General features: G+C 60.6%; 24 protein-coding genes and 2 tRNA genes. 23 read left to right on the top strand and 3 right to left on the bottom strand.

Translation table 11 applies throughout. The annotated features are described in order from the left end of the window. Positions 1–123: 123 nt before the first annotated feature. Positions 124–1,788: an OFA family MFS transporter gene (locus PseuLF5_RS19550; protein ID WP_123470640.1), complete on the bottom strand. Its 1,665-nt coding sequence runs from the start codon at positions 1,786–1,788 to the stop codon at positions 124–126. 320 nt (positions 1,789–2,108) lie between these two features. Between PseuLF5_RS19550 and PseuLF5_RS19555 the strand changes: the two genes are divergently transcribed. The 12 genes from PseuLF5_RS19555 to PseuLF5_RS19605 all read left to right on the top strand — a co-directional run bounded on the left by PseuLF5_RS19555 (position 2,109) and on the right by PseuLF5_RS19605 (position 14,554). Continuing rightward, positions 2,109–2,513, top strand: a complete 405-nt coding sequence (locus PseuLF5_RS19555) for an acetyl-CoA sensor PanZ family protein (RefSeq protein WP_336348029.1) — start codon at positions 2,109–2,111, stop codon at positions 2,511–2,513. 78 nt (positions 2,514–2,591) lie between these two features. After that, positions 2,592–4,817, top strand: a complete 2,226-nt coding sequence (locus PseuLF5_RS19560; protein WP_123470637.1) for an AsmA family protein — start codon at positions 2,592–2,594, stop codon at positions 4,815–4,817. After that, a complete protein-coding gene (mutY, locus tag PseuLF5_RS19565) occupies positions 4,814–5,881 on the top strand; it encodes an A/G-specific adenine glycosylase (protein WP_123470636.1) in 1,068 nt (355 codons plus the stop codon). Before PseuLF5_RS19560 ends, mutY begins: the two co-directional genes overlap by 4 nt. Then, complete coding sequence (locus PseuLF5_RS19570; protein WP_008024947.1) at positions 5,878–6,150, top strand: oxidative damage protection protein; 273 nt, start codon at positions 5,878–5,880, stop codon at positions 6,148–6,150. Before mutY ends, PseuLF5_RS19570 begins: the two co-directional genes overlap by 4 nt. A gap of 103 nt (positions 6,151–6,253) precedes the next feature. Further along, positions 6,254–6,329 (top strand) — tRNA-Phe (locus tag PseuLF5_RS19575). Between the two features lie 417 nt (positions 6,330–6,746). Further along, positions 6,747–7,721, top strand: a complete 975-nt coding sequence (sbnA, locus tag PseuLF5_RS28275; protein ID WP_409202046.1) for a 2,3-diaminopropionate biosynthesis protein SbnA — start codon at positions 6,747–6,749, stop codon at positions 7,719–7,721. A gap of 6 nt (positions 7,722–7,727) precedes the next feature. After that, on the top strand, positions 7,728–8,759 hold the full coding sequence (gene sbnB, locus PseuLF5_RS28280; protein WP_410055911.1) for a 2,3-diaminopropionate biosynthesis protein SbnB: 1,032 nt from the start codon (positions 7,728–7,730) through the stop codon (positions 8,757–8,759). Continuing rightward, a complete protein-coding gene (locus PseuLF5_RS19585; protein WP_340134405.1) occupies positions 8,753–10,543 on the top strand; it encodes an FAD/NAD(P)-binding protein in 1,791 nt (596 codons plus the stop codon). The genes sbnB and PseuLF5_RS19585 overlap by 7 nt, the downstream gene beginning before the upstream one ends. Continuing rightward, on the top strand, positions 10,540–11,154 hold the full coding sequence (locus PseuLF5_RS19590; protein ID WP_340134407.1) for a glutathione S-transferase family protein: 615 nt from the start codon (positions 10,540–10,542) through the stop codon (positions 11,152–11,154). Before PseuLF5_RS19585 ends, PseuLF5_RS19590 begins: the two co-directional genes overlap by 4 nt. Positions 11,155–11,171: 17 nt before the next feature. Then, positions 11,172–12,596 carry a transporter gene (locus PseuLF5_RS19595; protein WP_123470631.1) on the top strand — a complete coding sequence of 475 codons (1,425 nt, stop codon included), beginning with the start codon at positions 11,172–11,174 and terminating at the stop codon, positions 12,594–12,596. Positions 12,597–12,625: 29 nt separating this feature from the next. Beyond that, positions 12,626–14,104, top strand: coding sequence for an aminotransferase-like domain-containing protein (locus PseuLF5_RS19600; RefSeq protein ID WP_340134409.1), 1,479 nt, complete (start codon positions 12,626–12,628; stop codon positions 14,102–14,104). A 102-nt stretch (positions 14,105–14,206) separates the two neighbouring features. Next, positions 14,207–14,554, top strand: a complete 348-nt coding sequence (locus PseuLF5_RS19605) for a hypothetical protein (RefSeq protein ID WP_128614603.1) — start codon at positions 14,207–14,209, stop codon at positions 14,552–14,554. Here the strand turns inward: PseuLF5_RS19605 and PseuLF5_RS19610 are convergent. Further along, the gene (locus PseuLF5_RS19610; protein ID WP_340134411.1) at positions 14,551–15,000 is read right to left on the bottom strand and encodes a carboxypeptidase regulatory-like domain-containing protein; all 450 of its coding nucleotides are present in this window, start codon (positions 14,998–15,000) and stop codon (positions 14,551–14,553) included. The genes PseuLF5_RS19605 and PseuLF5_RS19610 overlap by 4 nt on opposite strands. A 259-nt stretch (positions 15,001–15,259) precedes the next feature. Between PseuLF5_RS19610 and PseuLF5_RS19615 the strand changes: the two genes are divergently transcribed. The 4 genes from PseuLF5_RS19615 to PseuLF5_RS19630 are packed head-to-tail and all read left to right on the top strand — an operon-like array spanning position 15,260 to position 18,254. Then, entirely contained in the window at positions 15,260–16,318 is a 1,059-nt protein-coding gene (locus PseuLF5_RS19615; RefSeq protein WP_340134413.1) for a PDDEXK nuclease domain-containing protein, read from the top strand. A gap of 60 nt (positions 16,319–16,378) precedes the next feature. After that, positions 16,379–17,353, top strand: coding sequence for an alpha/beta hydrolase family protein (locus PseuLF5_RS19620; protein ID WP_340134415.1), 975 nt, complete (start codon positions 16,379–16,381; stop codon positions 17,351–17,353). A gap of 28 nt (positions 17,354–17,381) precedes the next feature. After that, the gene (locus PseuLF5_RS19625; protein WP_123470626.1) at positions 17,382–17,795 is read left to right on the top strand and encodes a hypothetical protein; all 414 of its coding nucleotides are present in this window, start codon (positions 17,382–17,384) and stop codon (positions 17,793–17,795) included. 6 nt (positions 17,796–17,801) lie between these two features. After that, on the top strand, positions 17,802–18,254 hold the full coding sequence (locus PseuLF5_RS19630; RefSeq protein WP_267805627.1) for a hypothetical protein: 453 nt from the start codon (positions 17,802–17,804) through the stop codon (positions 18,252–18,254). Positions 18,255–18,324: 70 nt separating this feature from the next. On the opposite strand, the gene gabP is transcribed toward PseuLF5_RS19630, so the two are convergent. Continuing rightward, positions 18,325–19,716 carry a GABA permease gene (gene gabP, locus PseuLF5_RS19635; protein ID WP_340134418.1) on the bottom strand — a complete coding sequence of 464 codons (1,392 nt, stop codon included), beginning with the start codon at positions 19,714–19,716 and terminating at the stop codon, positions 18,325–18,327. A gap of 554 nt (positions 19,717–20,270) precedes the next feature. On the opposite strand from gabP, the gene PseuLF5_RS19640 reads away from it, so the two are divergent. The 7 genes from PseuLF5_RS19640 to PseuLF5_RS19670 all read left to right on the top strand — a co-directional run bounded on the left by PseuLF5_RS19640 (position 20,271) and on the right by PseuLF5_RS19670 (position 25,814). Beyond that, positions 20,271–21,044: an ABC transporter ATP-binding protein gene (locus PseuLF5_RS19640; RefSeq protein ID WP_128614608.1), complete on the top strand. Its 774-nt coding sequence runs from the start codon at positions 20,271–20,273 to the stop codon at positions 21,042–21,044. A 13-nt stretch (positions 21,045–21,057) separates the two neighbouring features. Further along, complete coding sequence (locus tag PseuLF5_RS19645) at positions 21,058–21,807, top strand: ABC transporter substrate-binding protein (RefSeq protein ID WP_186748400.1); 750 nt, start codon at positions 21,058–21,060, stop codon at positions 21,805–21,807. Positions 21,808–21,884: 77 nt separating this feature from the next. After that, the gene (locus PseuLF5_RS19650; protein ID WP_128614610.1) at positions 21,885–22,577 is read left to right on the top strand and encodes an ABC transporter permease; all 693 of its coding nucleotides are present in this window, start codon (positions 21,885–21,887) and stop codon (positions 22,575–22,577) included. Further along, the gene (locus tag PseuLF5_RS19655) at positions 22,577–23,266 is read left to right on the top strand and encodes an ABC transporter permease (protein ID WP_340134421.1); all 690 of its coding nucleotides are present in this window, start codon (positions 22,577–22,579) and stop codon (positions 23,264–23,266) included. Before PseuLF5_RS19650 ends, PseuLF5_RS19655 begins: the two co-directional genes overlap by 1 nt. Then, on the top strand, positions 23,247–24,482 hold the full coding sequence (locus PseuLF5_RS19660) for a methyltransferase (RefSeq protein ID WP_340134423.1): 1,236 nt from the start codon (positions 23,247–23,249) through the stop codon (positions 24,480–24,482). The genes PseuLF5_RS19655 and PseuLF5_RS19660 overlap by 20 nt, the downstream gene beginning before the upstream one ends. A 344-nt stretch (positions 24,483–24,826) precedes the next feature. Further along, the gene (locus PseuLF5_RS19665; protein WP_123470612.1) at positions 24,827–25,663 is read left to right on the top strand and encodes an FkbM family methyltransferase; all 837 of its coding nucleotides are present in this window, start codon (positions 24,827–24,829) and stop codon (positions 25,661–25,663) included. 75 nt (positions 25,664–25,738) lie between these two features. Next, positions 25,739–25,814: transfer RNA gene (locus PseuLF5_RS19670), tRNA-Thr, on the top strand. Positions 25,815–26,036 lie beyond the last annotated feature (222 nt).

Consider the following 26,036-nt stretch of genomic DNA (forward strand, 5'->3'; position numbering starts at 1 on the left):
CACCCCAAAAACAACTGTAGGAGTGAGCCTGCTCGCGATCAGGACCTGGCAATCAACATTTCTGTGACTGTCAGACCGCTATCGCGAGCAGGGCTCACTCCTACAGGGGTACTGCGTTTTTACTTAGTGAAACAGTACCGCCGTTTTCTGCAGGGTCACCCACACACCCCACGCCAACGGAATCCCCACCACCAGCCATGCTGCGACGGCCAACGGCTTGCTGCCCGGCGCGGCTTTCCACTCCAGAACCGTAGTCGCGTCAGCACCTTTGTCGTGGCCCAGCGCCTGTTCGGCAGCCAGTTCAGCGTCGGTCATGAAGTACTTGTCAGCCACCGGACGAACCAGCAGGTTGCACAGGAAGCCCAGCACCAGCAGGCCGGCGAGGATGTACAGGGTGATGTCGTAGGCAGCCGCGCGGTCAACGCCGATGCTCAACTGGTACTCACGCAGGTAGTTCACCAACACCGGACCGAGCACACCGGCTGCCGCCCAGGCGGTCAGCAGACGACCGTGGATCGCACCCACCATCTGCGTACCGAACAGGTCGGCCAGATACGCCGGCACCGTGGCGAAACCACCGCCGTACATCGACAGAATGATGCAGAACGCCGCCACGAACAGCGCGACGTTGCCCAGGTGACCGAGGTTCGGGATCAATGCGTACAGGGCAAAACCCAGGGCGAAGAACACGAAGTAGGTGTTTTTGCGACCCAGGTAGTCGGAGAACGACGCCCAGAAGAACCGGCCACCGATGTTGAACAGGCTCAGCAGACCGGTGAAACCGGCAGCAATTGCGGCAATCGAAGCCAGTTGCCCGGCATCCAGTTGGCCGAACGGCACGTCAACCCCCAGCAGGCGGCCACCAAACACTTCCTGCAACAGCGGCGAGGCCATGCCCAGAATGCCGATCCCGGCGGACACGTTCAGGCACAGCACCAGCCACACCAGACGGAATTGCGGGGTTTTCCACGCCACATTCACGTGCACGTGACGGTGGGTGATCATCGCGTTCGACGCTTTCTTCGCCGGCGCGGTCCAGCCTTCAGGCTTCCAGCCGGTTGGCGGCACGCGGTAGGCCAGGGCGCCACCGATCATGAACACAAAGTAGATCGCAGCCATGGCCACGAAGCTCTGCCAGACGCCGACACCGGCCGGCGAAGCGAAGTGGCTCATCAGCGCAGTCGCCAGCGGTGCACCGACCATCGCGCCGCCACCGAAACCCATGATTGCCATGCCGGTGGCCATGCCGCGCTTGTCCGGGAACCACTTGATCAGGGTCGAGACCGGCGAGATGTAGCCCAGGCCCAGACCGATACCGCCGATCACGCCGGAGCCGATCCACATCAGCCAGATCTGGTGGGTATAGATACCCAGCGCCGAAATCAGCAGACCGCCGCACCAGCACAGTGCCGATACCACACCGGCCTTGCGTGGGCCGGCGTGTTCCAGCCAGCCGCCCCAGATGGCTGCCGAGCAGCCGAGGAAGATGAAGAACAGGGTGTAGATCCAGCCGAGCATCGAGATCGGCCAGTCACATTGCGACGAAAACACTTGTGCGATGAAGCTCATGTCCGGTGCGCAAGCCACTGGAGCGGTGACGCCCAGCGCCTTGGACAGCGGCAGCCAGAACACCGAGAAACCGTAGGCCATGCCGATGCACAGGTGGATGGCCAGAGCGGCCGGTGGTACCAGCCAGCGGTTGAAACCGGGCTTGGCGATGATGCGTTCCTTGGACAGGAACGCAGGCTGGTCGGCGCGAAGGCCGTCCGCCGTGATGCTCGTGCTCATTGTGTATCCCCCAATTATTAGTATGGTTCGCCAGCCACTGCTCACCCCCGGCCTTTATGCACGCAGGCATGACCGTTTTTTTGGGTGAAGCTCCTTGAAGGCGCGACGTTAAGTCGCAGAAGGACGGACGAACGGGCGAAGGTTACCATTTGCACGTGACAGAAAAACCAAACTGATATCACCTTTTTTCATGTCACCTGATCTCCTTACCTGCAGGCACTGCACAACGCTGCGATCGTTTGATCATTCTTGAAATCACCAACGGCAACAGATCGCGGCCTGCTGCGGCTCCTGCATAGCGCTTCACAAACGGAAAAATCATGCCTGTCATCGTTCAAACGCTTGAAGACGCCAGTTATCAGGATCAGCAGGATTTGCAGAAAATCTATCGCGATGCGCCGCAATGGCTGTTCGCACCGTTCACCGGCGCGGCCGATCTGATCGAAAACGCCCTCGCTGACGGCTGTTTGATTGCCGGACGTTTCAATGATCGCCTGCTCGGTGCCGGGCACCTGACAAGGCACCACGGCGTTTGGCATCTGTCCCATTTATGTGTGCGGAAAATTACCCGGCGTCGCGGAGTTGCCGAGCGGCTGGTGAACCAAGCGCAAAAAATGGCGTCGCAAGCGGGGGCGGAACTGCGCCTGCTGGCACCCGCCGGACACCTTGAAGCGCAGGCGCTGGCGGCCAAATTGCACGTGCCACTGGAAGTAATAGCGAGATGACGGCGCCCCGAACCGGGTGGATGCAGCGCTATACTCCCCGGCTAAATTACGAATTCGACTAACTACAAGGACTCGCCCATGAAAGCGTTCGGCAAAATCCTGGGTCTGGTACTTCTCGGGTTGTTGCTGATCATTGTGGCGGCAGGCTTTGCCCTGACCCACCTCTTCGATCCCAACGACTATAAAGACGAGATTCGCCAGATAGCCCGTGACAAGGCCCACATCGAGCTGACGCTCAATGGCGATATCGGCTGGAGCCTGTTCCCGTGGCTCGGCCTGGAACTGCACGAAGCCAGCGTCGCCACGCTGATCAATCCTGCCGAACCGTATGCCGATCTGCAGATGCTTGGCCTGTCCGTGCGCGTACTGCCCCTGTTGCGCCGTGAAGTGCAGATGAGCGATGTGCGGGTCGAAGGCCTGAACCTGCGCCTGAAACGCGACAAGAACGGCCACGGCAACTGGGAAGACATCGGCAAATTGCCGACGCCCGCCGCACCTGCCGGCAGCCCTGCTCCCGCCAGCGCACCGACTGCCGAAGCCCCCGCGCAGCCGGAAAAACCACCGCAGCCGATCCGCCTCGACATCGACAGCCTGACCGTCAACAACGCCCGCGTTGAATACAACGACGAGCAGACCGGCAAGCAATTCAGCGCCGAGAGCATCCAGCTGAGCACCGGCGCGGTACATGATTCGACCAACATTCCGCTCAAAGCCACAGCGTTCCTCAGCACCAATCAGCCTGTGCTGCGGGTGCGCACCGAGCTCAATGGTGAACTGCGCATCGAGCGCGCCCTGCAACGCTACAAGTTCGAGGACATGAAACTGTCCGGCGAACTGACCGGCGATCCGCTGCAAGGCAAGACCATGACCTTCTCCGCTCAAGGCCAGGTGCTGCTGGATAAAGCGGCGAACGTCGCCGAATGGACCGGGATCAAGATCTCCGCCAACCAGTTGCGTGCACTGGGCGAACTGAAGGCCAATGACCTCGACAAGACGCCGCAGATCACCGGCGGCCTGTCGATCGCCCAGTTCGATCTGGCGAAGTTCGTCGACAGCATCGGTCAGAAACTGCCGGCGATGGCCGAAGGCAGCCTGAGCAAGGTCGAACTGGTCAGCCGCGTGGCGGCCACTCCGACCAGCGTCGCCCTCGACAACATCAACCTCAAACTCGACGACAGCAGCTTCAGCGGTCGCATTGCCGTCGAGGACTTCGCCAGGCAGTCGCTACGCGCGACCCTCAAAGCCGACACCTTTAACGTCGACCGTTACCTGCCGCCGAAATCGGACCAGGCGAAAAACGCCACGCAAGTGCGTCAGGCCGAAGTCGCCAGCACCGAAGCCGATGCCATGGCCGGTGCCGGTTCCACGCCGCTGCCGGAAAAACCGAGCAAGAGCGCCTGGAGCACCGAGCGCCTGCTGCCGGTCGAGCGTCTGGCCAAACTGGATGTGGATGCCGATCTGACGTTCGGCCAACTTACCCTCGACAAACTGCCGATCCAGAACGCCGCACTCAAGGCCAGCGGCCAGGGCGGTCTGTTGACCCTGAGCAACCTCAGCGGTGAGTTGTATAACGGCGGTTTCGAGGCCAGCGGCACCCTCGATGTGCGCCCGAGTGCACCGGTGTTGAACCTGACGACCAAAATCAACCGTGTGCCCGTCGAGAAAATCCTCGAAAGCCAGGGCAAGAACCCGCCCGTCAAAGGTCTGGTGACCCTCACCAGCAATCTCACCGGCAGCGGCAACAGCCAGCAGGCACTGATCGAAACCCTGAACGGCAACGCCAGTTTCGTGATCAACAACGGCGTGCTGCTCAACGCCAACCTTGAACAGCAACTGTGCAAAGGCATCGCCACGCTCAACCGCAAAACCCTCAGCGGCGAGCCACGGGGCAAGGACACGCCGTTCCAGGAGCTCAAGGGCAACCTGACGTTCCGCAACGGCATCGCCAGCAACCCGGACCTGAAGGTGCGCATCCCGGGCATGACGGTTAACGGTGACGGCGATATCGACCTGCGCGTACTCGGCATGGACTACCGCGTCGGCATCATCGTCGAAGGCGACACCAGTGCCATGCCGGACCCGGCCTGCCAGGTCGGCGAGAAATTCGTCGGCATCGAATGGCCGCTGCGCTGCCGTGGTCCGCTGGAACTGGGCGCCAAGGCCTGCCGCGTGGACAACGAACGCCTGGGCCAGGTCGCGACAAAAGTGGCCGGCGACAAGCTCAGCGAGAAGCTCGACGAGAAACTGGGCGACAAAGTCAGCCCGGAACTGAAAAACGCATTGAAGGGGCTGTTCAAGCGATGAGAGCGGAGCAGTTTTCCACGGCGGTGCTGGACTGGTTCGACCGCCACGGCCGCCACGATTTGCCTTGGCAGCAAGGCATCAACCCATATCGGGTGTGGGTGTCGGAGATCATGTTGCAGCAGACTCAGGTCAGCACCGTGCTCAATTACTTCGACCGCTTCATGGCCGCGCTGCCGACGGTTCAAGCGCTGGCTGAAGCGCCCGAAGACGAAGTGCTGCACCTGTGGACCGGGCTGGGTTATTACACCCGCGCGCGCAATTTGCAGAAGACCGCGAAGATCGTTGTCAGCCAGTACGGTGGCGAGTTTCCCCGTGACGTCGAAAAGCTCACGGAGCTGCCGGGCATCGGCCTGTCCACCGCAGGCGCCATCGCCAGCATCAGCATGGGCCTGCGCGCGCCGATCCTCGACGGCAACGTCAAACGCGTTTTGGCGCGGTTTACCGCGCAAGAGGGTTACCCCGGCGAGCCGAAGGTTGCCAAACAGTTGTGGGCCACTGCCGAGCGCTTTACGCCGCACGACCGGGTCAACGCCTATACGCAGGCGATGATGGATCTGGGTGCGACGCTGTGCACCCGCAGCAAACCGAGCTGCCTGCTGTGTCCGCTGGAACGCGGCTGCGAAGCGCACATGCTCGGCCTCGAAACCCGCTATCCGATTCCCAAGCCGCGCAAGGCCATCCCGCAGAAGCGCACGCTGATGCCGATGCTCGCCAACGGCGACGGCGCGATTCTGCTTTACCGGCGCCCGTCCAGCGGTCTGTGGGGCGGTTTGTGGAGCCTGCCGGAACTCGATGATCTCGACGACCTGCAACATCTCGCCGATCAGCACGCGCTGACCATGGGCGAGCAGCAGGCGCTGCCGAGCCTTGTCCACACATTCAGCCATTTCCAGCTGGCCATCGAACCCTGGCTGGTCCAGGTGCAGGAGGCCAGCCACCACGTGGCCGAGGCCGACTGGCTCTGGTATAACCTCGCCACCCCGCCGCGCCTGGGCCTTGCCGCCCCGGTCAAAACCTTGCTCGAGCGCGCGGCCGCCGTATTGAACGCAGGAGAGTCGTCATGACCCGCACCATCATGTGCCGCAAGTACAAAGAAGAATTGCCCGCCCTGGAGCGCGCTCCGTTCCCGGGCGCCAAAGGCCAGGACATTTTTGATCACGTCTCGGCCAAGGCCTGGGCAGACTGGCAAAAACACCAGACCCTGCTGATCAACGAAAAACGCCTGAACATGATGAACGCCGAAGATCGCAAATATCTTCAGGGCGAAATGGACAAGTACTTCTCAGGTGAGGAATACGCCAAGGCTGAAGGCTACGTTCCGCCTGCTGAGTAACCCCGCAAAATCGGGGGTCGGATCGTAAGCGACGGAATTAATTTAAGAAATTTTAAAAAAGTCGTTGACGTAAATCCGAAAAACCCTTTTAATGCGCCCCGTTGCCCAGATAGCTCAGTCGGTAGAGCAGGGGATTGAAAATCCCCGTGTCGGCGGTTCGATTCCGTCTCTGGGCACCAAATACCGAAAACCCTGAATCGCAAGATTCAGGGTTTTTTTATGCCTGCGATTCAGCCACACCCCCCTCTTCGCCCCGTCAGCCCTCCGCTCTCGATACACCTCCCCTCCAGGCTGTACTGAAAAATACCCAAAATCTGTATCTCTCCCTGCATAGACCATTTCGCCACTATGGCGCCAAGCCTTGGCGAGCCAATGACTGGCTCTACTGTGCGCCCCGCAACACTCTGGGCTCGTGCGGCCCTCAGAGCGCAAAACCTGATTTTTTGAATAGATCGGCGTCCACCGAAAGGTCACTTCCTGTCCAGATAAAAAATCTAAAAACACTCAACAGGCGAACGGCAATTACTGCTTTTCAAACATTCCAGGATGAATGCCGGGCCCCTGCGCGCCCGGCGAAAGAGCGAAACGGACGACGTATGATCAAGCAACTTATCAACGAAGAGAGTTACGTACAGATTGGCGATCTTTGCAGCGCAACGATCCAGCTGAAAATCGAAGGACTGAATCCTGCCGGCTCGATCAAGCTGAAAACCGCGCACGCACTGATTACCGACCTGGAAGTCAGGGGCCTGATTACCCATAAAACCCGTCTGGTCGAGTCGTCTTCAGGGAATCTGGGGGTCGCGCTGGCGATGGTTTGCGCGGCCAAGGGTTACAAGTTTGTCTGCGTGATCGACCCGAACATTTCCGCGCCGAACCGGAAACTGATCCATGCCCTCGGCGCCGAGATGATCATGGTCGATCAGCGCGACGAAAACGGCGGTTTCCTGAATTCGCGCATTCGCCTGATCGAGCAACTGGTGGCCGACAACGCCGACTACATCTGGCTCAATCAGTACAAGAATCCGACCAACCCCCTCGCCCACTATCAAGCGACGGCCCGGTCGATCGCGCGCAGGTTTCCACAAGTGGATTACCTGTTCGTCGGCGCCGGTACCACCGGCACGCTGATGGGCTGCAAAAACTACTTCGCCGAACACCACCCGCACACCAAGGTCATCGCCGTCGATACCGTCGGCTCGGTCACCTTCGGCCTGCCGGGTGGCCCGCGTCATATCCCGGGGCTCGGCACCAGCCGTCGCCCGGAGATTTTCGAACCGGCCGGCATCCACGACTTCCTGTCCATCCCTGAAGAACAGACGATCAAGGTCTGCCGCTGGCTGGCGCAGCGCTACGGCCTGCTCTTCGGCGGCTCCACCGGCACCGTCCTCGCCGGCGTGCAGCAGTGGGCGCCGCACATCCGCCCCGACGACGTCGTCGTGGCGATCTCACCCGACATGGGCGAGCGATACCTCGAAACCATCTACTCCGACGACTGGGTGACCCAGCGTCTCGGCGCTGCGGCGCTGCAACCTCTCTTCCCAGAACCCGCTCTGGCACTTTCGGCGTAAAACACAATGACGACTCAAACCTCGATTCAACCCTTCCATGTGGTGCCCGGCGCTGCGGTCAAGAACATCCTCAACGGCCTGCGCCAGGACGCTATCGAGCTGGTGGCGCAAACCTACCTGACCCATGAGCGTGGCGAGACGGTCAACCCCGACAGTTACTTCCTGCGCTTCCCAGAGCAGCCGGCGAACCGGATCATTGCCTTGCCGGCGGCGATCGTCGACAGCGAGGGTGATCAATCGGTCTCCGGGATCAAATGGATTGCCAGCTACCCCGACAACATCAAATCGGGGATTCCCCGCGCCTCTGCGGTGCTGATCCTCAACGATCCGGACACCGGCTATCCCTACGCCCTTCTTGAAGGCGCACTGATCAGCGCCGTGCGTACAGCAGCGTCGGCGGTGCTCGGCGCCTGGTGGCTCAATGGCCAGAACAAGCGTGCGCCAAGACTGTCGATCGTGGGTGGCGGGGTGATTGCGCGCAACATCCTCGAAACATTCATCAGCGACGACTGGTCGTTCGACCGTGTCGAAATTCACGACCTCAATACTGAATCGGCCGAAGCGCTGGCAGCGTTCGCTGAGCAGCTCGCGGTGCCGCAAGTGCAGATCGTGCCGCTGGCCGACGCCCTGAGCGCCGACATCGTGGTGTTCGCGACCAGTGCCGGTGAGCCTTACGTCAAAGGCAACGGCACATTCCGTCCGGGGCAGATCGTGCTGAATATCTCGCTGCGGGATATCGGTGCGGAAATCATCGAAGAAAGTTACAACTACTTCGATGACGTGACCCACTGCCTGAAAGCCAATACCTCGCCGCATCTGGCCGAGCAGAAGTACGGCCATCGCGACTTCGTCACCGGCACCGTGGCGCAGTTGATTCGCGGCGACCTGCAGGTAAGCCGGGACAAACCGCTGATCTATTCGCCGTTCGGCATGGGCATTCTCGACCTGGCGATCGGCCGTATGGTCCACGACATCGCGGTCAAGGAAGGTCAGGCCGTTGCCATCCCGTCGTTTTTCGGGGAGGAGCGCAGATGGTGAAGGCGCCCCTGCACATCGGCCTGGTGGGTTGCGGCTCGCGCGGCCTGTCGATCTTCGAACGGCTGCTGAGCCTCAGCGAAACGCGCCCCGAGCAACCGGTGGTGCTCAATATCTTTGAGCCCAACGTGCACGGTTGCGGCGCGCACTGGCCCGATCAACCGGACTACCTGCTGCTCAACACCGTCGCCGGGCAACTGGGCGTGTTTCCCGATGCGGCAGCCTTCGGTGATCTGCCGCAGGCGCAAGCACGCTCGGGGCCGGACTTCCTGCAATGGTGCCGCGAGCAGAACCTCAAGGTCGATGCCGACAGCGGGCTGTTGGCGAGTGAAGGCCGCGAGGTCCAGGCCCAGGACTTTCTGCCACGGCATCTGCTCGGCGCTTATCTGGCCGATGCCTTTACGCGCATTCTGGCGACCGCGCCGCAATGGGTCAGCGTGCGCCTGCATCACCAGGCCGTGACCGCCGTCGACTCGGTCGATGGCAAGCGCTACCGCCTGAAAACGCCAGCGGGGGCCGAAATCACGGTGGACCGACTGATCCTGACTGTCGGCCACACCGGTCGGGTGCAGGCCGCCGATCGCCAGCGCATCGGCAATATCTATCCGTTGCCAGGCAGCCTCGACCGCATCGAACCGGGCGAAAGCATTCTGCTCGAGGGCCTCGGGCTGGGCGCCATGGACACGCTGGCTGCCCTGACCGCCGGACGCGGCGGGCAATACACTCGCCGCGCCGACGCCAGCCACGTCTACCACCCTTCAGGCCAGGAGCCGGTGATTTACGTGCAGTCACGCGACGGCCTGCCCTTCCGCACGCGGCCCAATGGCCTGACCGACTGCCCACGCCATCAAGCCGTGCTCCTGACCCCGGCGCGCATCGACGCGCTGCGGGCCGACGCCAAGGACGGGCGACTGGACTTCGAGCAGGACATTCTGCCGCTCATGCTGGTGGAAATGCGCGCCGCCGCTGTCGCCGTGTTGCACGCTCAATCTGACGCCGAGCGGCATCGCGAAGTGCTGAGCCGCCTCAGGACGGTGAGCACGGCCGGGACCGCCGGTGTCGTCGCTTGCGAAGCGTTGCTGCGCGAATACGAAGCCGCCAGTGGCTCGATAGATCCACTGGCGCTGATCTGCCATGCGCTGCCCGCCAGTGTGACCGCGCACAACTATCACTCGTGGATCTATCACGCGCTCGAGGCCGACTTGCACGAGTCGCGAGTGGGACGCGGCGAATCGGCGATCAAGGCCGCCATCGAAGTCTGGCGCGATCTGCGTGACCGCTTGCGCCAAGCCGTCGATTTCGACGGCCTGACCGAGGCCTCGCATCGTCAGTTCTATGGCCGTTGGCACAAGGCGATCAACCGCCTCGTCGCCGGCCCGCAGAAGGAGCGCCACGCCGACCTGCTTGCCCTGTGCGATGCCGGTCTGCTGACCTTCCTCATGCCCGGCACCGCGCCAGCGACCGAGCATTACCGCCGCGTCGCCGGCTATGTGCAGGGCAGCGGCGTGATCAACAGCGACTGTGCACCGGTGCGCGATCTCGCGCGCCTGGGGCTGATCCGTCCACGCACCGAAGAGGCAGGCATCGACGGCATCGACGTCGACGCCGCTTGCCACCCCAAATCAATCCGCGGCGAAGCGGTTCGCAACCTCTGGGTACTCGGGCCACTCGCCGAGGGCTCCTGCTACTACAACCATTACGTCACTTCGGCGGGTGCGCCTTCGCGTCTGTTCATGGACGCCCATCGAGCGGCCGCGGCAATTCTTGAAGCAGGAACTCCAGCATGAAACTTTACTACCAGACGCATTCACCCTACGCCCGCAAAGTGCTGGTGCTTGCCCACGAACTGGGGATGGCTTCAAGCCTTGAGGTCATCCACCACGAGACCAGCCCGACCTCGCCGAACGCGACCATCTACAAGGCCAACCCGTTGGGCAAGGTGCCAGTGCTGATGCTGCCGGACGACACGGCGCTGTTTGACTCCATCGTCATTTGCGAATACCTCGACGACCTGAGCGACGGGCCGAAACTCATCCCGCCGCGCGGCCCCGAGCGCTACAAGGCGCTGCGTCTGCAGGCCCTGGCGCAAGGCATGTGCGATGTCGGCATCAAGCTGCGCTGGGAAGTCGAGCGCCGTCCGCAGGCCTTGCGTTACCCGGCCTATGCCGACGGCCAGGCCTACAAGCTCAAGGAGGCCTATCGCTTCATCGAGGAGCACATCGACCTCAATGGCCCGATTACCCTCGGCCACATCGCCCTGGCGACCGCCCTCGACTGGATCGCCTTTCGCGAGCTGTCGGACTTTAGCGCGCACCCGCGCCTGAACGAGTGGTATCAGACTTTTTGTGAGCGGGCGTCGATGCGGGCGACCGAGTACAGCGGGCAGACTCACGATTAAGTTAAGGAAAACTGTGTATGACTTCGCTCTTGTTGCAAATGTCGCCCATCGGCCTGGTAATCGCGCTGATTCTGGTGATCCGCCGGCCACCGGTGCAGGCCGCGCTGGCAGGCGCTGCGCTGGTGTTCGTGTTGTGGGGGCTGGGCGCTGCCGGGCCGTTTTCCTCGGCCATCACCTCGGCGATCTTTCAGGACACCGCCATTCTGTTTCTCAGCACCGCGTGCGTGATCGTGCCGGGGCTGGCGTTCGTCATTCTGGTCGAGCGCGGCGGTGCACCCCAGGCCATCGGCGCCTGGGTCAAGGAACTGGGCTGGACACCACCGGCGCAGGTCATTTTCATCGTCCTCGGCCTGGCACCGCTGCTTGAAGCCATGACCGGTTTCGGCGTTTCGCTGATCGCCACCGTGCCGTTACTGATGGGCCTGTTCAGCCGCCAGGCGGGGATGAAAATCGCCCTGGCCGGGATGGTCATCATGCCGTGGGGCACCCTCGGCCTGGCGACGGTGATCGGTGGACTGCTGGCGCACTTGCCCGCGGAAACGCTCGGCAGCCACTCGGCCCTGATCAGTGCGCCGGTGTTCCTCTGCCTCGCCGCCATCGCCCTGTGGCAGGCCGGCATCCGCAGCGTGGCACCGTGGCTCGGGTTGCTGCTGGTGACGGCGCTGTTCATCGCCGTGCTGTACTCGATCAACCTGTGGGTCGGCCCGGAAGTCTCCGGCGTGCTGGCAGGGCTGACGGTCGCCTGCGTCGGCCTCGGCATCTCGTTCTCGCAGCGTGGCAAACTGGTGCGCTGGCCAAGTGCGGCCTGGCCGTATCTGGCCCTGCTCGGCGTCATCGTCGCGTCCCGTGCGGTGTTCGTGCTGTCCGGTTGGGATGCGCTGTGGATCATCAAGGGCGAGCATGTGTCGTGGAAACCCTTGGCATCGCCAGGACTGGCGCTGCTGATCGTCACCTTGTTGATGGCCAGCAAACAAAGCGCTGCTAACGGTTTCCCGTGGCGTGCTCTGTTCAACCGGGCGAAGTTTCCGGTGACGACGATTTTCCTGTTCCTGCTGCTTTCCCAGGTGATGGTCAACGCCGGGTTTCTGGTCGAGGCGCAGCGCACCCTGCAATCGCTGTCGGGGATTTCCCTGGCACCGACCATTGCCTTGCTCGCGGGGATTGCCGGCTACGTCACCGGCTCCAACGTCGGTGGCAACACCCTCGTGATGCCGTCCATCGCGGCATTGACCAGTGAACACGGAGCGTGGCTCGCGGCGATGGTCAACAGCGCCGCCGGCCATGGTGCGCTGGGCTCGCTTTCGATTCTGTCGCTGATCACCGGGCTGGCAGGCGCCAACCGCCAGGAGGAACACAGCCTGATCCGCTTCGCCTTCGGACTGGTTGTGCTGAACATCGTCATTGTTGCTGCAACGGGGGTCGTTTTACTTTACTTTCTGTGAAGTGTTTCCAGAAATGACCAAGAGAACTTATGGACAGGTTTGATTTACCGGACAAGCGCTGGCGAATAGTCAAGGACTGGATCATTCGCCAGATCGACAGTGGTGACTGGGCAGCCGAATCGAAACTGCCGTCAATCCGCACCCTGGCGCGGATGTTTGAAACCAGTATCACCACCGTTCAACGCGCGCTGGCCGATCTGGAGGCCGATGCCTATGTGACAACGGTTGCGCGTGTCGGCTATTTCGTCTCGGCGTCCGGGCAGGCCAAACCGGCTGCCGGTTTCGATTTCTCCAGCGTCACCGTCAACGTCAACCATGCAGTCGTCGCGATGCTGTCCCAGGCGGCCTCGCGCACCACCGCATCGTTGAGCTCCGCGGTCCTGCACAGCGACCTCACGCCTCATGTACTGCTGAACAAGTGCCTCTCCGTACTGGCCGCCAAGGCTGACAACTCGCTGACCGGGCTGGTTGCACCTCCCGGCCTGCCTGCATTACGTCGACGCATCGCCGGACTGATGCTGACCCGTGGCGTCGTCTGCGGGCCGGACGATGTGCTCGTGACTTCCGGCGACACCATTGCCCTGGAACTGGCACTCGAAGCCGTCGCATCGCGAGGCGCGACGGTCGCCATCGAAACCCCGACCTATTACGGCATTCTGCAAACCATCGAGCGTCTGGGCATGCGCGCCTTGCCGATTCGCACCCACGGCCAGTCGGGCATCGATGTCGATCACCTCGAAGAAGCACTGAAACAGAAAAAGGTGTCGGTGATCTTTCTCAACCCGACCCTGCAAAATCCACGCGGTTTCATCATGCCCGACGAGACCCGTGCCCGATTGTCACAAGTCGCTCGCAAAGCCGATGTGCCGATTATCGAAGACGATATCTTTTTCGATCTGGTGCCCGAAGCTGAGCGCCCGCGCGCGATCAAGAGCTACGACAGCAGCGGCCAGACGATTTACTGCTCGTCCTTTTCGAAGACCATCGCCCCGGGTTATCGCGTCGGCTGGTGTGTGGCGGGCAAGTATCGGGAGGCCATCCTCGCGCAAATGTTTTCGCGCAACCTGGCGGTGTCCAGCCTTGCGCAAAATGTCCTCAATGAATTTATCGGCCGCGGCTACATGGAAGAACATTGCGCGCGGCTGCGGTCGCAACTGTCCTCGCTGGCCAACCATGTCGAAGGGCTGGTGCGCAGCGACTTTCCTGCGGGAACCGTCTACGTGCCGCCGCGTGGCGGGTTCATTCACTGGATCAAGCTGCCCGGGCACACCGACATGGCGGCACTGGAGCGGCTGGCCAGCGAGCGCGGTTGTCACGTTGCCGGCAGCGGGATCTTTTTCGCCGACGGGCATCCTTCCACAGGGCTGCGCATTTGCCTGGGCACCACGCTGTCGCCGGGGGTGATGCAGATTCTCGCGGTGATCGCCGAATGCGCGCATCTTGCCGGCGAGCAGCCGAGCGGGCGTCTGCCACTGGCTCAGGCACGCGAGGACACTGTGCTCTCCTGAGCCTGAGCGGCGGCACGTGTGATCTCGTCAATCTCAGTGCCTTTCGATCAAACGCGATCCGCGCTACCTTGGCCGCCCCTTACGGAAGAGGGTCATCTGCTGATGAACCAGAAACGACGCCGCGTAGTCCTGCCTCACCCGCCACCCTATCGCGAAAGCCACCTGTCGAAGTGCCTGACGATCCTGTTCAGCGTGTTTCTGACAGGTCTCGGCGGGCTGCTGGCTTATCTGGTTATCGAGGGGCTGGTGCAAGGCTCCATCACCCTGATCAACCGCGGCGGGCCGGCCATGACCTACACCCTCGCGACCCAACCGCGCCTGTATTGGTTTCACATGGTCTGGCAGGGACTCTTCGCCCTGCTGCTTCTGGCCGCAGGGCCGGGATGGTACTGGATCACACGGCTATCCCGGCCTGCAGCCCCGGCAAAGCGCAAGGTCAAAACGCACTAGCTGTTGTCGCTCCAGTGGAACACCAGATTGCGCGCAGCAGCGCCGCCGACATCGGTGACATCGCGCCGGGTCTCGCCCTTACGCGTGGCCACCACGGTGTATTTGCCGGGTGGCAATTGCACATACACCAGCGGGCCGGTCTGACTGAGGGTCAGTACGGTTTGCCCCGGCGCCTTTTGAATCGTGACATCGACGTCGGCGGTGTACTCGTCCTGCGCACCGACCGCAAAGGTCATGTGCAGGTTGTAGCCTTGGGTCTGCTGTATGGCCTTCGCCTCATCTTCACCGATGCCGCCGGCCAGATAATGGATACCGCTCTGTTGTTGCTGCTGAACCTGCACACCCGCGCTGTCGATGGGCTCGAGACTGGCGGCCTGCAACATCACCGGAAACAAAAGTGCAGCCAGCGCGGCGATGGGCAGCATGAATGAAAGAACGCGTTTCATGATGACGACTCCCGGGTTCCCGTAGAACCCAACCGTTACGCCTTTTAGATTTTGTGTATTCGTGGCTGTTTTAGATTGATTGGCACTTGGCGCATGTACGAAAAGGACTACAGATCACTGCCATTCAACGAGGCTTTCAACTGCAACGTCCTGCAACAGCCGTCCCGTCTTCCTTCCGAGATCACCGTGTTGCCCGACATACCTGCGCGGCGACGCTTGGCATCCTTTTGCGTCTGTTTTCAACAATGCGGAAGATCCGATGAGCCAGCTGAAACCTGTTGACACGCAAGACCCGAAAATCGATTCGTTGCTGGGGGAGTTGGGCGAACTGATTCGCCAGGCGCGGCAAAAAGTGCTGCGTGCCGTCGACACGATTCAAGTCCAGACCTGCTGGCAGATTGGCCGGCATATTGTCGAATTCGAACAGCAAGGCGCGCAGCGGGCAGGCTATGGCAAGCAGTTGCTGGCCCTGTTGGCGAAGGATCTGACGGCGCAGTTCGGGAAGGGCTTTGATGATCGAAATCTGCGCTATATGCGCAGCTTTTATCAGTTGTTTCCAATTTGGAACACAGTGCGTTCCGAATTGAGCTGGAGCCACTATCGGCGGCTGTTACGGGTTGCAAACGAAAAAGCGCGCCATTGGTACATGGAAGAATGCGCCAACCTCAACTGGTCCAGCCGCGCCCTCGATCGCCAGATCCTCACGCTCTACTACGAGCGGCTTCTCATGAGTCCAGACAAGGCCGATGTGATTGAAGAAGCCAGCACCCACATCGCAGCAATGAAATGCACACCACGGGAATTCATTCGTGATCCGGTCATGCTCGAGTTTCTCGGTCTGCCCTCGGCGGGCAAGGTCAGGGAAAGTGGTCTTGAACAAGCCCTGATCGACCACCTGCAAGGCTTTCTTCTGGAGCTGGGCAAAGGCTTTTCCTTTGTCGCTCGCCAGCAACGCATCAGTACCGATGGCGTCGATCTGTATATCGACCTGGTGTTCTACAACTACCTGCTCAAATGCTTTGTGATCATCGACCTCAAACGCGGCAAGCTCAGCGCCCGCGATGTCGGACAGATGGACATGTATGTGCGCATGTACGACGAGCTCAAGCGCAGCGAGGGTGACAAACCGACCGTCGGGATTATTCTGTGTGCCGAAAGCAGCGACTCCGTGGCGCGCTATTCAATGCTCAAGGGCAATGAGCAACTGTTCGCCAGCAGTTACAAGACGATACTGCCGAGTGAGGAAGAGTTACGCGCCGAACTCAATCGCGAACAGGCTTTGATCGAAGAACGCATGCTCACTCAATCCACTGAATAGAATTGTTCCCGCACGCTGTGCGGACTATCGTTGGCAACTTACCCGCCAAGGTCGAGCGTCATGAGCTGTCAGGACACGCCCGCGAGGCAACACAGTCAGTCAACGTCGCCGACTTCGACGGCAGTGCAAGGTGAGCCCTTCAAGGAACCCGCCGCCGACGGCTTTGTACTTGGCGGTTTCACATGGCGTCAGGCGCTGCCTGATATCCAGCGCCCGGCGGTCATCATCAACGCGGCCACTTCGGTGCGCTGTCGCCACTACTCACGCTTCGCAGCCTATTTGTTCGGCAATGGGTTCGACGTGATCATCTACGACTACCGCGGCATCGGCGAATCACGGCCCGACTCGCTAAAAGGGCTGCAGGCGTCGTGGACCGATTGGGGCGCACTGGATTTCGAAGCGATGCTCATGCGTGCGCAACGGGAATTCCCCGGGCAGCCAATCGACGTGGTCGGCCACAGTTTTGGCGGTTGCGCGGCGGGGCTGGGCGAATCCGGGCAGGTCATTCGTCGGTTGGTGACGGTCGGCGCGCAGTTCGCTTACTGGCGTGACTATGCGCCCGAGCAGCGTTGGCGGATGTTCGGCAAATGGCATCTGTTAATGCCGCTGATGACGCGGATCTGTGGTTACTTTCCCGGCAAACGCCTCGGCTGGCTGGAAGACACGCCCGCCGGTGTCGTGCGCGACTGGAGCACGCCCACCGCACGATATGAGCGGCGTCCAAGCGGCCGGGCGCTGATGAAGAAAGCCGGCAGCCTGCCCTTCGCCAACGTTCGCGCCCAGACCCTGGCAATCAGCATCAGCGATGATCCTTACGGCACCATTGCAGCCATCGAACGCCTGCTCGCCTGCTTCAGCAACGCACCGAAAACCCACCTGCGCATCGAGCCGCAGGACATCGGCGAACAACAAGTCGGACATTTCGCCTTTTTTCGCAGCGCATACCAAGCCACACTATGGCCCATCGCTCTGACCTGGCTGCACACCGGCGCACTGGCCCCCGACACACCCGGGCGGACTGTGCCGCGCAGCTGAGCCCTTTCAACGCACGACGGAACACACCATGGCCTCCGCCAACAAACAGCAAAAACGCGCCGCCCGGGCCAAGACCAAGGCCAAGCAGAACCGCACCAAACGCGCCGAAGCGCCGGTGGAACTGGACCCGAACGACGATCGCATCGACTTCGAATCGGTGGACCTGACCGAGCTGTTCAAGAAAATGATCGACGCCGAGAAGATCAGCCAGCAAGCCCTGTGCACCGCGTTCCTCGAAGACCCGTTGCTGGAGCTGGTCTTTGAGCAGGAAGGCGAAGAAGGCGCGATGGACTTCATCCTCGCCGCGCTGATCGAGTACCGCCAGTGGTCGCAAGAAACCGATGAAGCCGGCGCGCTGGCGTGGATCGAATCCCCGGCCTTCCAGGCCGACTATGTGGCGGCGTCCGACGCGATCGCCGCGCAAACCCAACAGAAGAACTGAGTTCCCATGGCATCCCTGAACAAGCAACAGAAACGCGCCAAACGCGCCAAGGCCAAAGCCAAGCACATCCGCATGGTCGGGCGTAAGCCACTGGAGCAGGACGACGATCTCGGCCACCTCGCCGAGCCGATCCCGGATTACACCCTGGCAATGTTCAGCAAAATGCGCGACGCCGAAGCCGTCAGCCGCAACGAGATGCTGCTGACGCTGCTGCGTGAACTGGCGTTCATCATCGTTGACCATCCAGAACTGCTGGACATGGAAAACGCTGAAAACGAAGGCATGGCCGCCACCCACCTGGCCGCCGACATGCTGATCGACTACCGCATGTGGGCCGACGGCATGGACATCGAAACCGCCCAGGCCTGGCTGAGCGAGCCGCAGTTCATCACCGATTTCGGGGTTGCGCTGGATACTTATGGCAAGTCGGTGGACACGCAGGAAGACAAGAGCGAATAAACCCCGCTGCCAAACAAAAACGGCCGCTCGTCATCACTGACAGCGGCCGTTTTGCATTACGCGCTACGGATCAGTTGAGCACCACCGCACCACGTTTTTCCAGCTTGCGACGGCGGGCCACCAGCAGGCCGGCAGCCACCACCAACAGGCTCAGCAGGCCGGTCGCGAGGATTTCCACGCGGTGCGCTTCCTGGAACAGCATGATGGTCAGGGCCGCGACGATAAAGATGATCACCGCGTAGGTCAGGCCCGGGAACAGCCACATGCTGAAGACGATTTTCTCGCCACGGGCCATGCGCTGTTTGCGCATACGCAGTTGCGAGAACGCGATCACCAGGTACACCAGCAGCGCAATGGCGCCGGAACTGGCCAGCAGGAACTCGAACACCGCAGCCGGTGCAACATAGTTGGCGAAGGTGCACAGGAACGCTGCGCCAGTAGACAGCATGACCGCCCAGTAAGGCGTACCGCTTTTATTGGTGCGGGTCGACATGGCCGGGGCGTCGCCACGCTTGCCGAGGGAGAACAGCATCCGCGACGAGGTGTACAGCGCCGAGTTCAGGCAACTGGTTACAGCTACCAGCACCACGATGTCGACGATCATTTTGGCGTTCGGGATGCCCATACGCTCAAGCACAGTCTGGTAGGAGCCCAGGTTAGCCAGCGTAGGATCGTTCCACGGCACCAGGGCCACGACGATGAAGATCGACACGAGGTAGAACAGACCGATCCGCCAGATCACCGAGTTGGTGGCCTTGGAGATCTGCTTGCCCGGGTTCTTCGACTCCGCGGCCGCGATGGTCACGATTTCGGTACCCATGAACGAGAACATGGTAGTCAGGATCGCGCCCAGTACCGCGCCCATGCCGTTGGGCAGGAAGCCGCCGGAATCGAACAGATGCGAAACACCGCTGACCTGGCTGTTCGGCAAGTAGCCGAAGATCGCCGCCAGACCGAGGATGATGAAGCCGATGATTGCCAGCACTTTGATCAGTGCGAACCAGAATTCGAACTCGCCGTAATTCTTTACGCTGAACAGGTTGGTGACGGTCAACAACAGGGTGATGACCAGCGCGAACGCCCAGATGCCGACATCAGGGAACCACGCGTGCAGGATGGTTGCGGCGGCGTTGGCTTCCAGTGGAATCACCAAGACCCAGAACCACCAGTACAGCCAGCCGATGGTGAAACCGGCCCAGTGCCCGATGGCACGGTCGGCGTACGTCGAGAAGGAGCCAGTGTCCGGCGAGGCAACGGCCATTTCGCCGAGCATGCGCATCACTAAAACCACCAGGGTGCCGGCGGCGGCGTAGGCCAGCAGCACGGCAGGGCCGGCGGCAGCGATGGCGTGGCCGGAGCCAACGAACAGACCGGCGCCGATTACACCGGCGATCGACAACATGGTCACATGACGCGGTTTGAGCCCCTGTTCGAGGCTATTGGAGCTTGGGGTACTGCTCATCGAAACTACCTTTGCAAGGAAAGCGATTGCGTCCGGCCCGTCTGGCATTTTCTTTCTCGTAAAAAGAAACCAACGGGGCGTTCCTTATTCTGCACGCAAGTTTTGCGCCAAAATGTTTCAAAATCTTCTGTGCTGCGGCTTTGCGCGCGACCGGACAGTCATCGCAAGTCCTTGGATTTAATGGCAATCCGCCAGAGCGTTACCCTGCGACTCACTTTTCAAACGAAACAGCGCACCAGAAACACACTGAAAAAGTGTGGGATGCACAATAAAAGGGCAATTGAGGAACGTTCGGCCGGATAGCGCTTCCAACACCCCGCCAAAGCTGGCAACATCGCGCCTTTTTTTACGCGACGCCCAAAGGTTTGCACGATCAAACACCCGTTCGGTTGTTGATGGGGCGACAGTCTGCTGTGCCGATGCGACAACCTGCCACACGCCATCCGCTTACCGCTCGTAGCGCTGTTGGCTGCCATTGAAACGCTATGCTAGCTTGGCCGCCTCGCCAGGAAGGCCCGCCAACAGCAGGAGCGCAACATATATGAGGAACGCACATGGCTGAGGCCACGCCCGCGCTTGAAATCCGCAACTTGCACAAACGCTACGGACAGCTTGAGGTGCTCAAAGGCATCTCGCTGACCGCCCGCGACGGCGATGTGATCTCGATCCTCGGTTCCTCCGGTTCCGGCAAGTCCACGTTCCTGCGTTGCATCAACCTGTTGGAAAACCCGCACCAGGGCCAGATTCTGGTGGCGGGTGAAGAACTCAAGCTCAAGCCCGCCAAAAATGGCGAACTGGTTGCCGCTGATGGCAAGCAGATCAATCGCCTGCGTTCCGAGATTGGTTTTGTGTTTCAAAACTTTAATCTGTGGCCGCACATGAGCGTGCTCGACAACATCATCGAAGCCCCGCGCCGCGTACTCGGCCAGAGCAAGGCCGAAGCGATCGAAGTCGCCGAAGCACTGCTGGCCAAGGTCGGCATCGCCGACAAGCGCCACGCGTATCCGTCGCAGCTGTCCGGTGGTCAGCAGCAACGCGCGGCCATCGCCCGCACCCTGGCGATGCAGCCGAAGGTGATTCTGTTCGACGAGCCCACCTCCGCCCTTGACCCGGAAATGGTTCAGGAAGTACTTAGTGTCATCCGCGCACTGGCCGAAGAAGGCCGCACCATGCTGCTCGTGACCCACGAAATGGGTTTCGCCCGTCAGGTCTCCAGCGAAGTGGTGTTCCTTCATCAGGGCCTTATAGAAGAGCAAGGATCGCCTCAGCAGGTGTTCGAAAACCCGCTTTCGGCGCGCTGCAAACAATTCATGTCCAGCAACCGCTAACGGAGCAACATGCATGCAGAATTTTAAAAAGGTCTTCCTGGCCGCCGCCGTCACCCTCGCGTTCAGCGCCGGTGCCATGGCCGAGACCATGAAGATGGGCATCGAAGCGGCTTACCCGCCGTTCAACAACAAAGACGCCAGCGGCAACGTGGTCGGCTTCGACAAAGACATCGGCGACGCCCTGTGCGCGAAGATGAAAGTCGAGTGCACCGTAGTCACTTCCGACTGGGACGGCATCATCCCGGCTCTGAACGCGAAGAAGTTCGACTTCCTGATCTCCTCGCTGTCGATCACCGACGAGCGCAAGGGCGCGGTGGATTTCACCGACCCGTACTACTCGAACAAGCTGCAGTTCATTGCACCGAAAAACGTCGACTTCAAAACCGACAAGGACTCGCTGAAGGGCAAGTCCATCGGTACCCAGCGCGCCACGCTGGCCGGCACCTGGCTGGAAGACAACTACGGCAGCGATCTCAACGTCAAACTCTATGACACCCAGGAAAACGCCTACCTCGACCTGACCTCCGGTCGTGTCGACGCGATCCTCGCCGACAAGTACGCCAACTACGACTGGCTGAAAACCGATGCTGGCAAAGCCTACGAGTTCAAGGGCGACCCGGTCGTGGAAAGCGACAAGATCGGCATCGCTGTACGTAAAGGCGATCCGCTGCGTGAGAAGCTGAACGCCGCCCTGAAGGAAATCGTCGCCGACGGTACCTACAAGAAGATCAACGACAAGTACTTCCCGTTCAGCATCTACTGATCTGACCTGCGGGACCGGCGCCGTGATTCGACGGCGCCGACTCCCGGCCTTGCCTGCCGCGATTTGAAAAGAAATCCATGATTATCGACCTCTACGGATTCGGCCCGGCCCTCGCCGCCGGTGCGCTGATGACCGTCAAACTGGCGCTGACGGCCCTGTGCCTGGGACTGGTACTCGGTCTGCTCGGCGCCTTGGCCAAGACATCCCCGTACAAGCCGCTGCAGTGGCTTGGCGGCACGTATTCGACCCTGGTGCGTGGCGTCCCGGAATTGCTTTGGGTGCTGCTGATCTACCTCGGCACCGTCAAGACGATGAACGCCATTGGCGAATACTTTGGCAATCCAGACCTGGCGCTAAGCCCCTTTGTGGCGGGCGTAACCGCACTCGGACTGTGCTTTGGCGCCTATGCCACGGAGGTATTTCGTGGCGCCATCCTGGCCATTCCGAAAGGACACCGTGAGGCCGGTCAGGCCCTGGGCCTGTCGAAATGGCGGATCTTCACCCGGTTGATCATGCCGCAGATGTGGCGCATCGCCCTGCCCGGCCTGGGCAATCTGTTCATGATCCTGATGAAAGACACCGCTCTGGTGTCGGTCATCGGCCTGGAAGAAATCATGCGCAATGCGCAGAACGCCGTGACCTTCGCCAAGCATCCATTCACCTTCTATCTGGTCGCAGCCGTCATGTATCTGGGCCTGACCATACTGGCGATGGCCACCATGCACTTCATGGAAAAACGCGCCGCCCGTGGCTTCGTGAGGACGACGTAATGGAATGGGAAGTCATCTATAAGTGGCTGCCGAAGTTCTTTCAGGGCGCCGTCCTGACACTCGAACTGGTGGGCATCGCCGTTATTCTCGGGTTGTTGCTGGCGATCCCCCTGGGCATCGCGCGCTCCTCGAAGTTCTGGTTTGTTCGCGCATTTCCTTACGCTTACATCTTTTTCTTTCGTGGCACTCCGTTGCTCGTACAACTGTTTCTGGTCTACTACGGCCTGGCTCAGTTCGACGCCGTACGCGACAGTTTCATGTGGCCGTATTTGCGAGAACCCTTCTGGTGCGCTGTCGCCACGATGACCCTGCATACTGCCGCCTATATCGCCGAAATCCTGCGTGGCGCCATTCAAGCGATCCCGCCGGGCGAGATCGAAGCCGCGCGTGCACTGGGCATGTCCAAGGCCAAGGCATTGTTCTATATCGTCCTGCCGCGCGCCGCGCGCATCGGCCTGCCGGCCTACAGCAACGAAGTCATCCTGATGTTGAAGGCCAGTTCTCTGGCGAGCACGGTGACCTTGCTCGAACTCACCGGCATTACCCGCACGATCATTGCCCGCAACTACCTCCACGTGGATATGTTCTTCACCGCAGGCGTCATTTACCTGCTGATGTCGTTTGTTCTCGTTCAGGCATTCAAACAGCTGGAGCGATGGTTGCGCGTCGATGCCTGCCAAGGGCGTTGATTCCTCTTGTGTGCTGACGGGCGAGGAGTTACTCGCCCGCTTCACCGCGCTGGATGCTTTTTTGATTGAGCATCAGGTGCTGTGGAAACCTCGTCCGTTCACTCATCTGCAGCTTCCATGGGAAGCGTCCTACCCTAAGTTGGCCTTGTGGCTACGAGGACGGTCGCTGGACGATGCAGAAAACGCACACAACCAACCTGCTGATCTTGCCGAAGCGCCGGAGCCATTTGCTTCATTGGCAGCGATATCGGCTGAGCTGAGCGCTGTCGGTCAGTTGCCGGGGCATGCGCTGGAAGCTGCGGTACATCGCTTGAATGTCGATGTACCGGGGCGCAAGTGGCAGCAGATTGAAGCGTTTGCCAGTCGTCTGTCTTTTTCCTCGCAACCGACGCACTGGCTCGATTGGTGTTCCGGCAAGGGGCATTTGGGCCGACGGTTATTGAGTGATGGCCAACAGTTGACCTGCATTGAATACGATCCGGCATTGGTCGCCAGTGGTCAGGCGTTGAGTCAGCGCCATCATTTACACGTGCTGCATGTCGAGCAGGATGTGTTGGCAGCGAATGTTTCAGGTGTATTGAGCGCTGCCCACACACCCGCCGCCCTCCACGCCTGCGGCGATCTGCATGTGCGCTTGATGCAACTGGCCAGTGCTGCCGGCTGCCAGCAAATGGCGATCGCGCCTTGCTGTTACAACCGCATCAGTCGCAGCGAGTATCAGGCATTGTCCTCCGTCGGTTTGCGATCCGCCCTACAGCTCTCGCTGGAAGATCTGGCTCTACCCATGAGCGAAACTGTCACCGCCGGTGCACGGGTCCGACGTCAGCGTGACACCTCCATGGCCCGGCGCTTGGCTTTCGATTTGCTGCAACGGCAAGTACGTGGAATTGACGAATACCTGCCCACCCCGTCCCTGCCCAGCGCCTGGTTGGACAAAACCTTCGCCGATTACTGCCGCGATCTGGCAGCGCTGAAAGAGTTATCCACAATCGGCTCGCCAGATTGGTCGACACTCGAAGCCGCCAGCTGGCAGCGGTTGGCCGAAGTTCGCAACCTTGAATTGCTTCGCGGATTGTTCCGACGACCACTGGAGCTTTGGCTGAATCTGGATCGGGCACTTTTCCTCCTCGAACAGGGATACGTCGTACGCCTCGGCACCTTTTGCGACACCTCACTCACACCGCGTAACTTACTGCTGCTCGCCGAACGCGCTTAAAACGTTACAGCCTGTGGATAACTCTGTTGATGGATTTGCCGTGGATCCAATATCTGCGCCTGTTTCGTCGCCTTAACGACACTGGTCATTTTTTGTTCACATAAATAAAAAACCTGTAAAACAGGGATTTGCGAACAAAATGAGAACGCGTCCACAAAATCCCCGCCACACCACGCTACGCTGCTTCCCGTTGTGCATAAGCCTCAGATCGAAATGACATAACCGCCGAATCACGGACCGTTTCAGCGGGAAATTGCGCCTGCCCTTCACCCTTGTTATACAGGCTCACACCGTGCAGGCAGCACACAGACGAACAAGAACAATCCGACCAGCAGGGAGTGACCGTGACTTTCATTTCATACGCACAGAACTTCGAGGATATTCGCCTGTGGCGTGCGTTCAAGTTCTTTGAAAACGGCTTCTATATCGATGTCGGCGCCAATGATCCGGTTCACGACTCGGTGACCAAAGCCTTCTATGACCGCGGCTGGAGCGGCGTCAACATCGAGCCGATGCAAAACTACCACGATGCCCTGTGCCAACAGCGCCCGCGCGACACAACCCTGCAATGCATTGCCAGTGATACGCCCGGCGAAGTGACGTTCTACGCCATCCCTGACACCGGCCTGTCCACCGCCGACCCGCTGGTCGCTCAGGAGCGCAAGGATGCCGGCCTCGAAGTACAGAGCCTGACGGTAAAAGCCCGCACCCTGACATCAATCTGCGAAGAACACGCCGCCGACCGGGACATCCACTTCCTGAAAATCGACGTCGAAGGCCACGAAGAAACCGTGCTGCGCGGCATGGACTTCAGCCGCTTCCGCCCGTGGATCCTCATCATCGAAACCCCGTTCGAACGCGACCACACCTGGGAACACCTGGTCACTGATGCCGGCTATCAATCGTTCCTGTTCGATGGCCTCAACACGTGGTTCCTCGCCGAAGAACACCTGAACCTCAAGCCCGCCTTCGACCTCCCACCCTGCAACCTCGACAACTTCCAGCTGTGCTTCGGCCACCTCTTCGCCCACCCCGTCAGCCCCGGCGAAGCCGACGCCCGCAAACAAATCAACGCCGCCATACAACGCGCCGAGCGCGCCGAAGCCCAGCTTCTCGCCATGCAGAACAGCCGCACCTGGCGCGCCCTGCACACGCTACGCAACGTCCTGCGCCGGGCCTGATCCGACCCGGCGCAAAAATAGTCTGAATTCAGGGGTTTACAGAACCAACCCAATCGCTATAATCGTCGCCCACACGCCGGTATAGCTCAGTTGGTAGAGCAACTGACTTGTAATCAGTAGGTCCCGGGTTCGACTCCTGGTGCCGGCACCATACAAAACAAAGCCCCTGCAGAAATGCAGGGGCTTTGTTGTTTCTGGAACGTCCACATTACGTCCACATTGCCTCTAACGGCTGTGTACTACCAAATTGTCGTTAATCTGGATGGCTCGTCCACGGATGAAGTGCTTCTGCCGGTGCAGGGCGCGGCACCGCGGTGACACGTCCAGCCTTTCCGGCCTTCATCTGACTTATAGATTCCAGCAAGTCCTTCTG

It is taken from the genome of Pseudomonas sp. LF-5, assembly GCF_037626295.1.
Lineage (GTDB): Bacteria > Pseudomonadota > Gammaproteobacteria > Pseudomonadales > Pseudomonadaceae > Aquipseudomonas > Aquipseudomonas monsensis.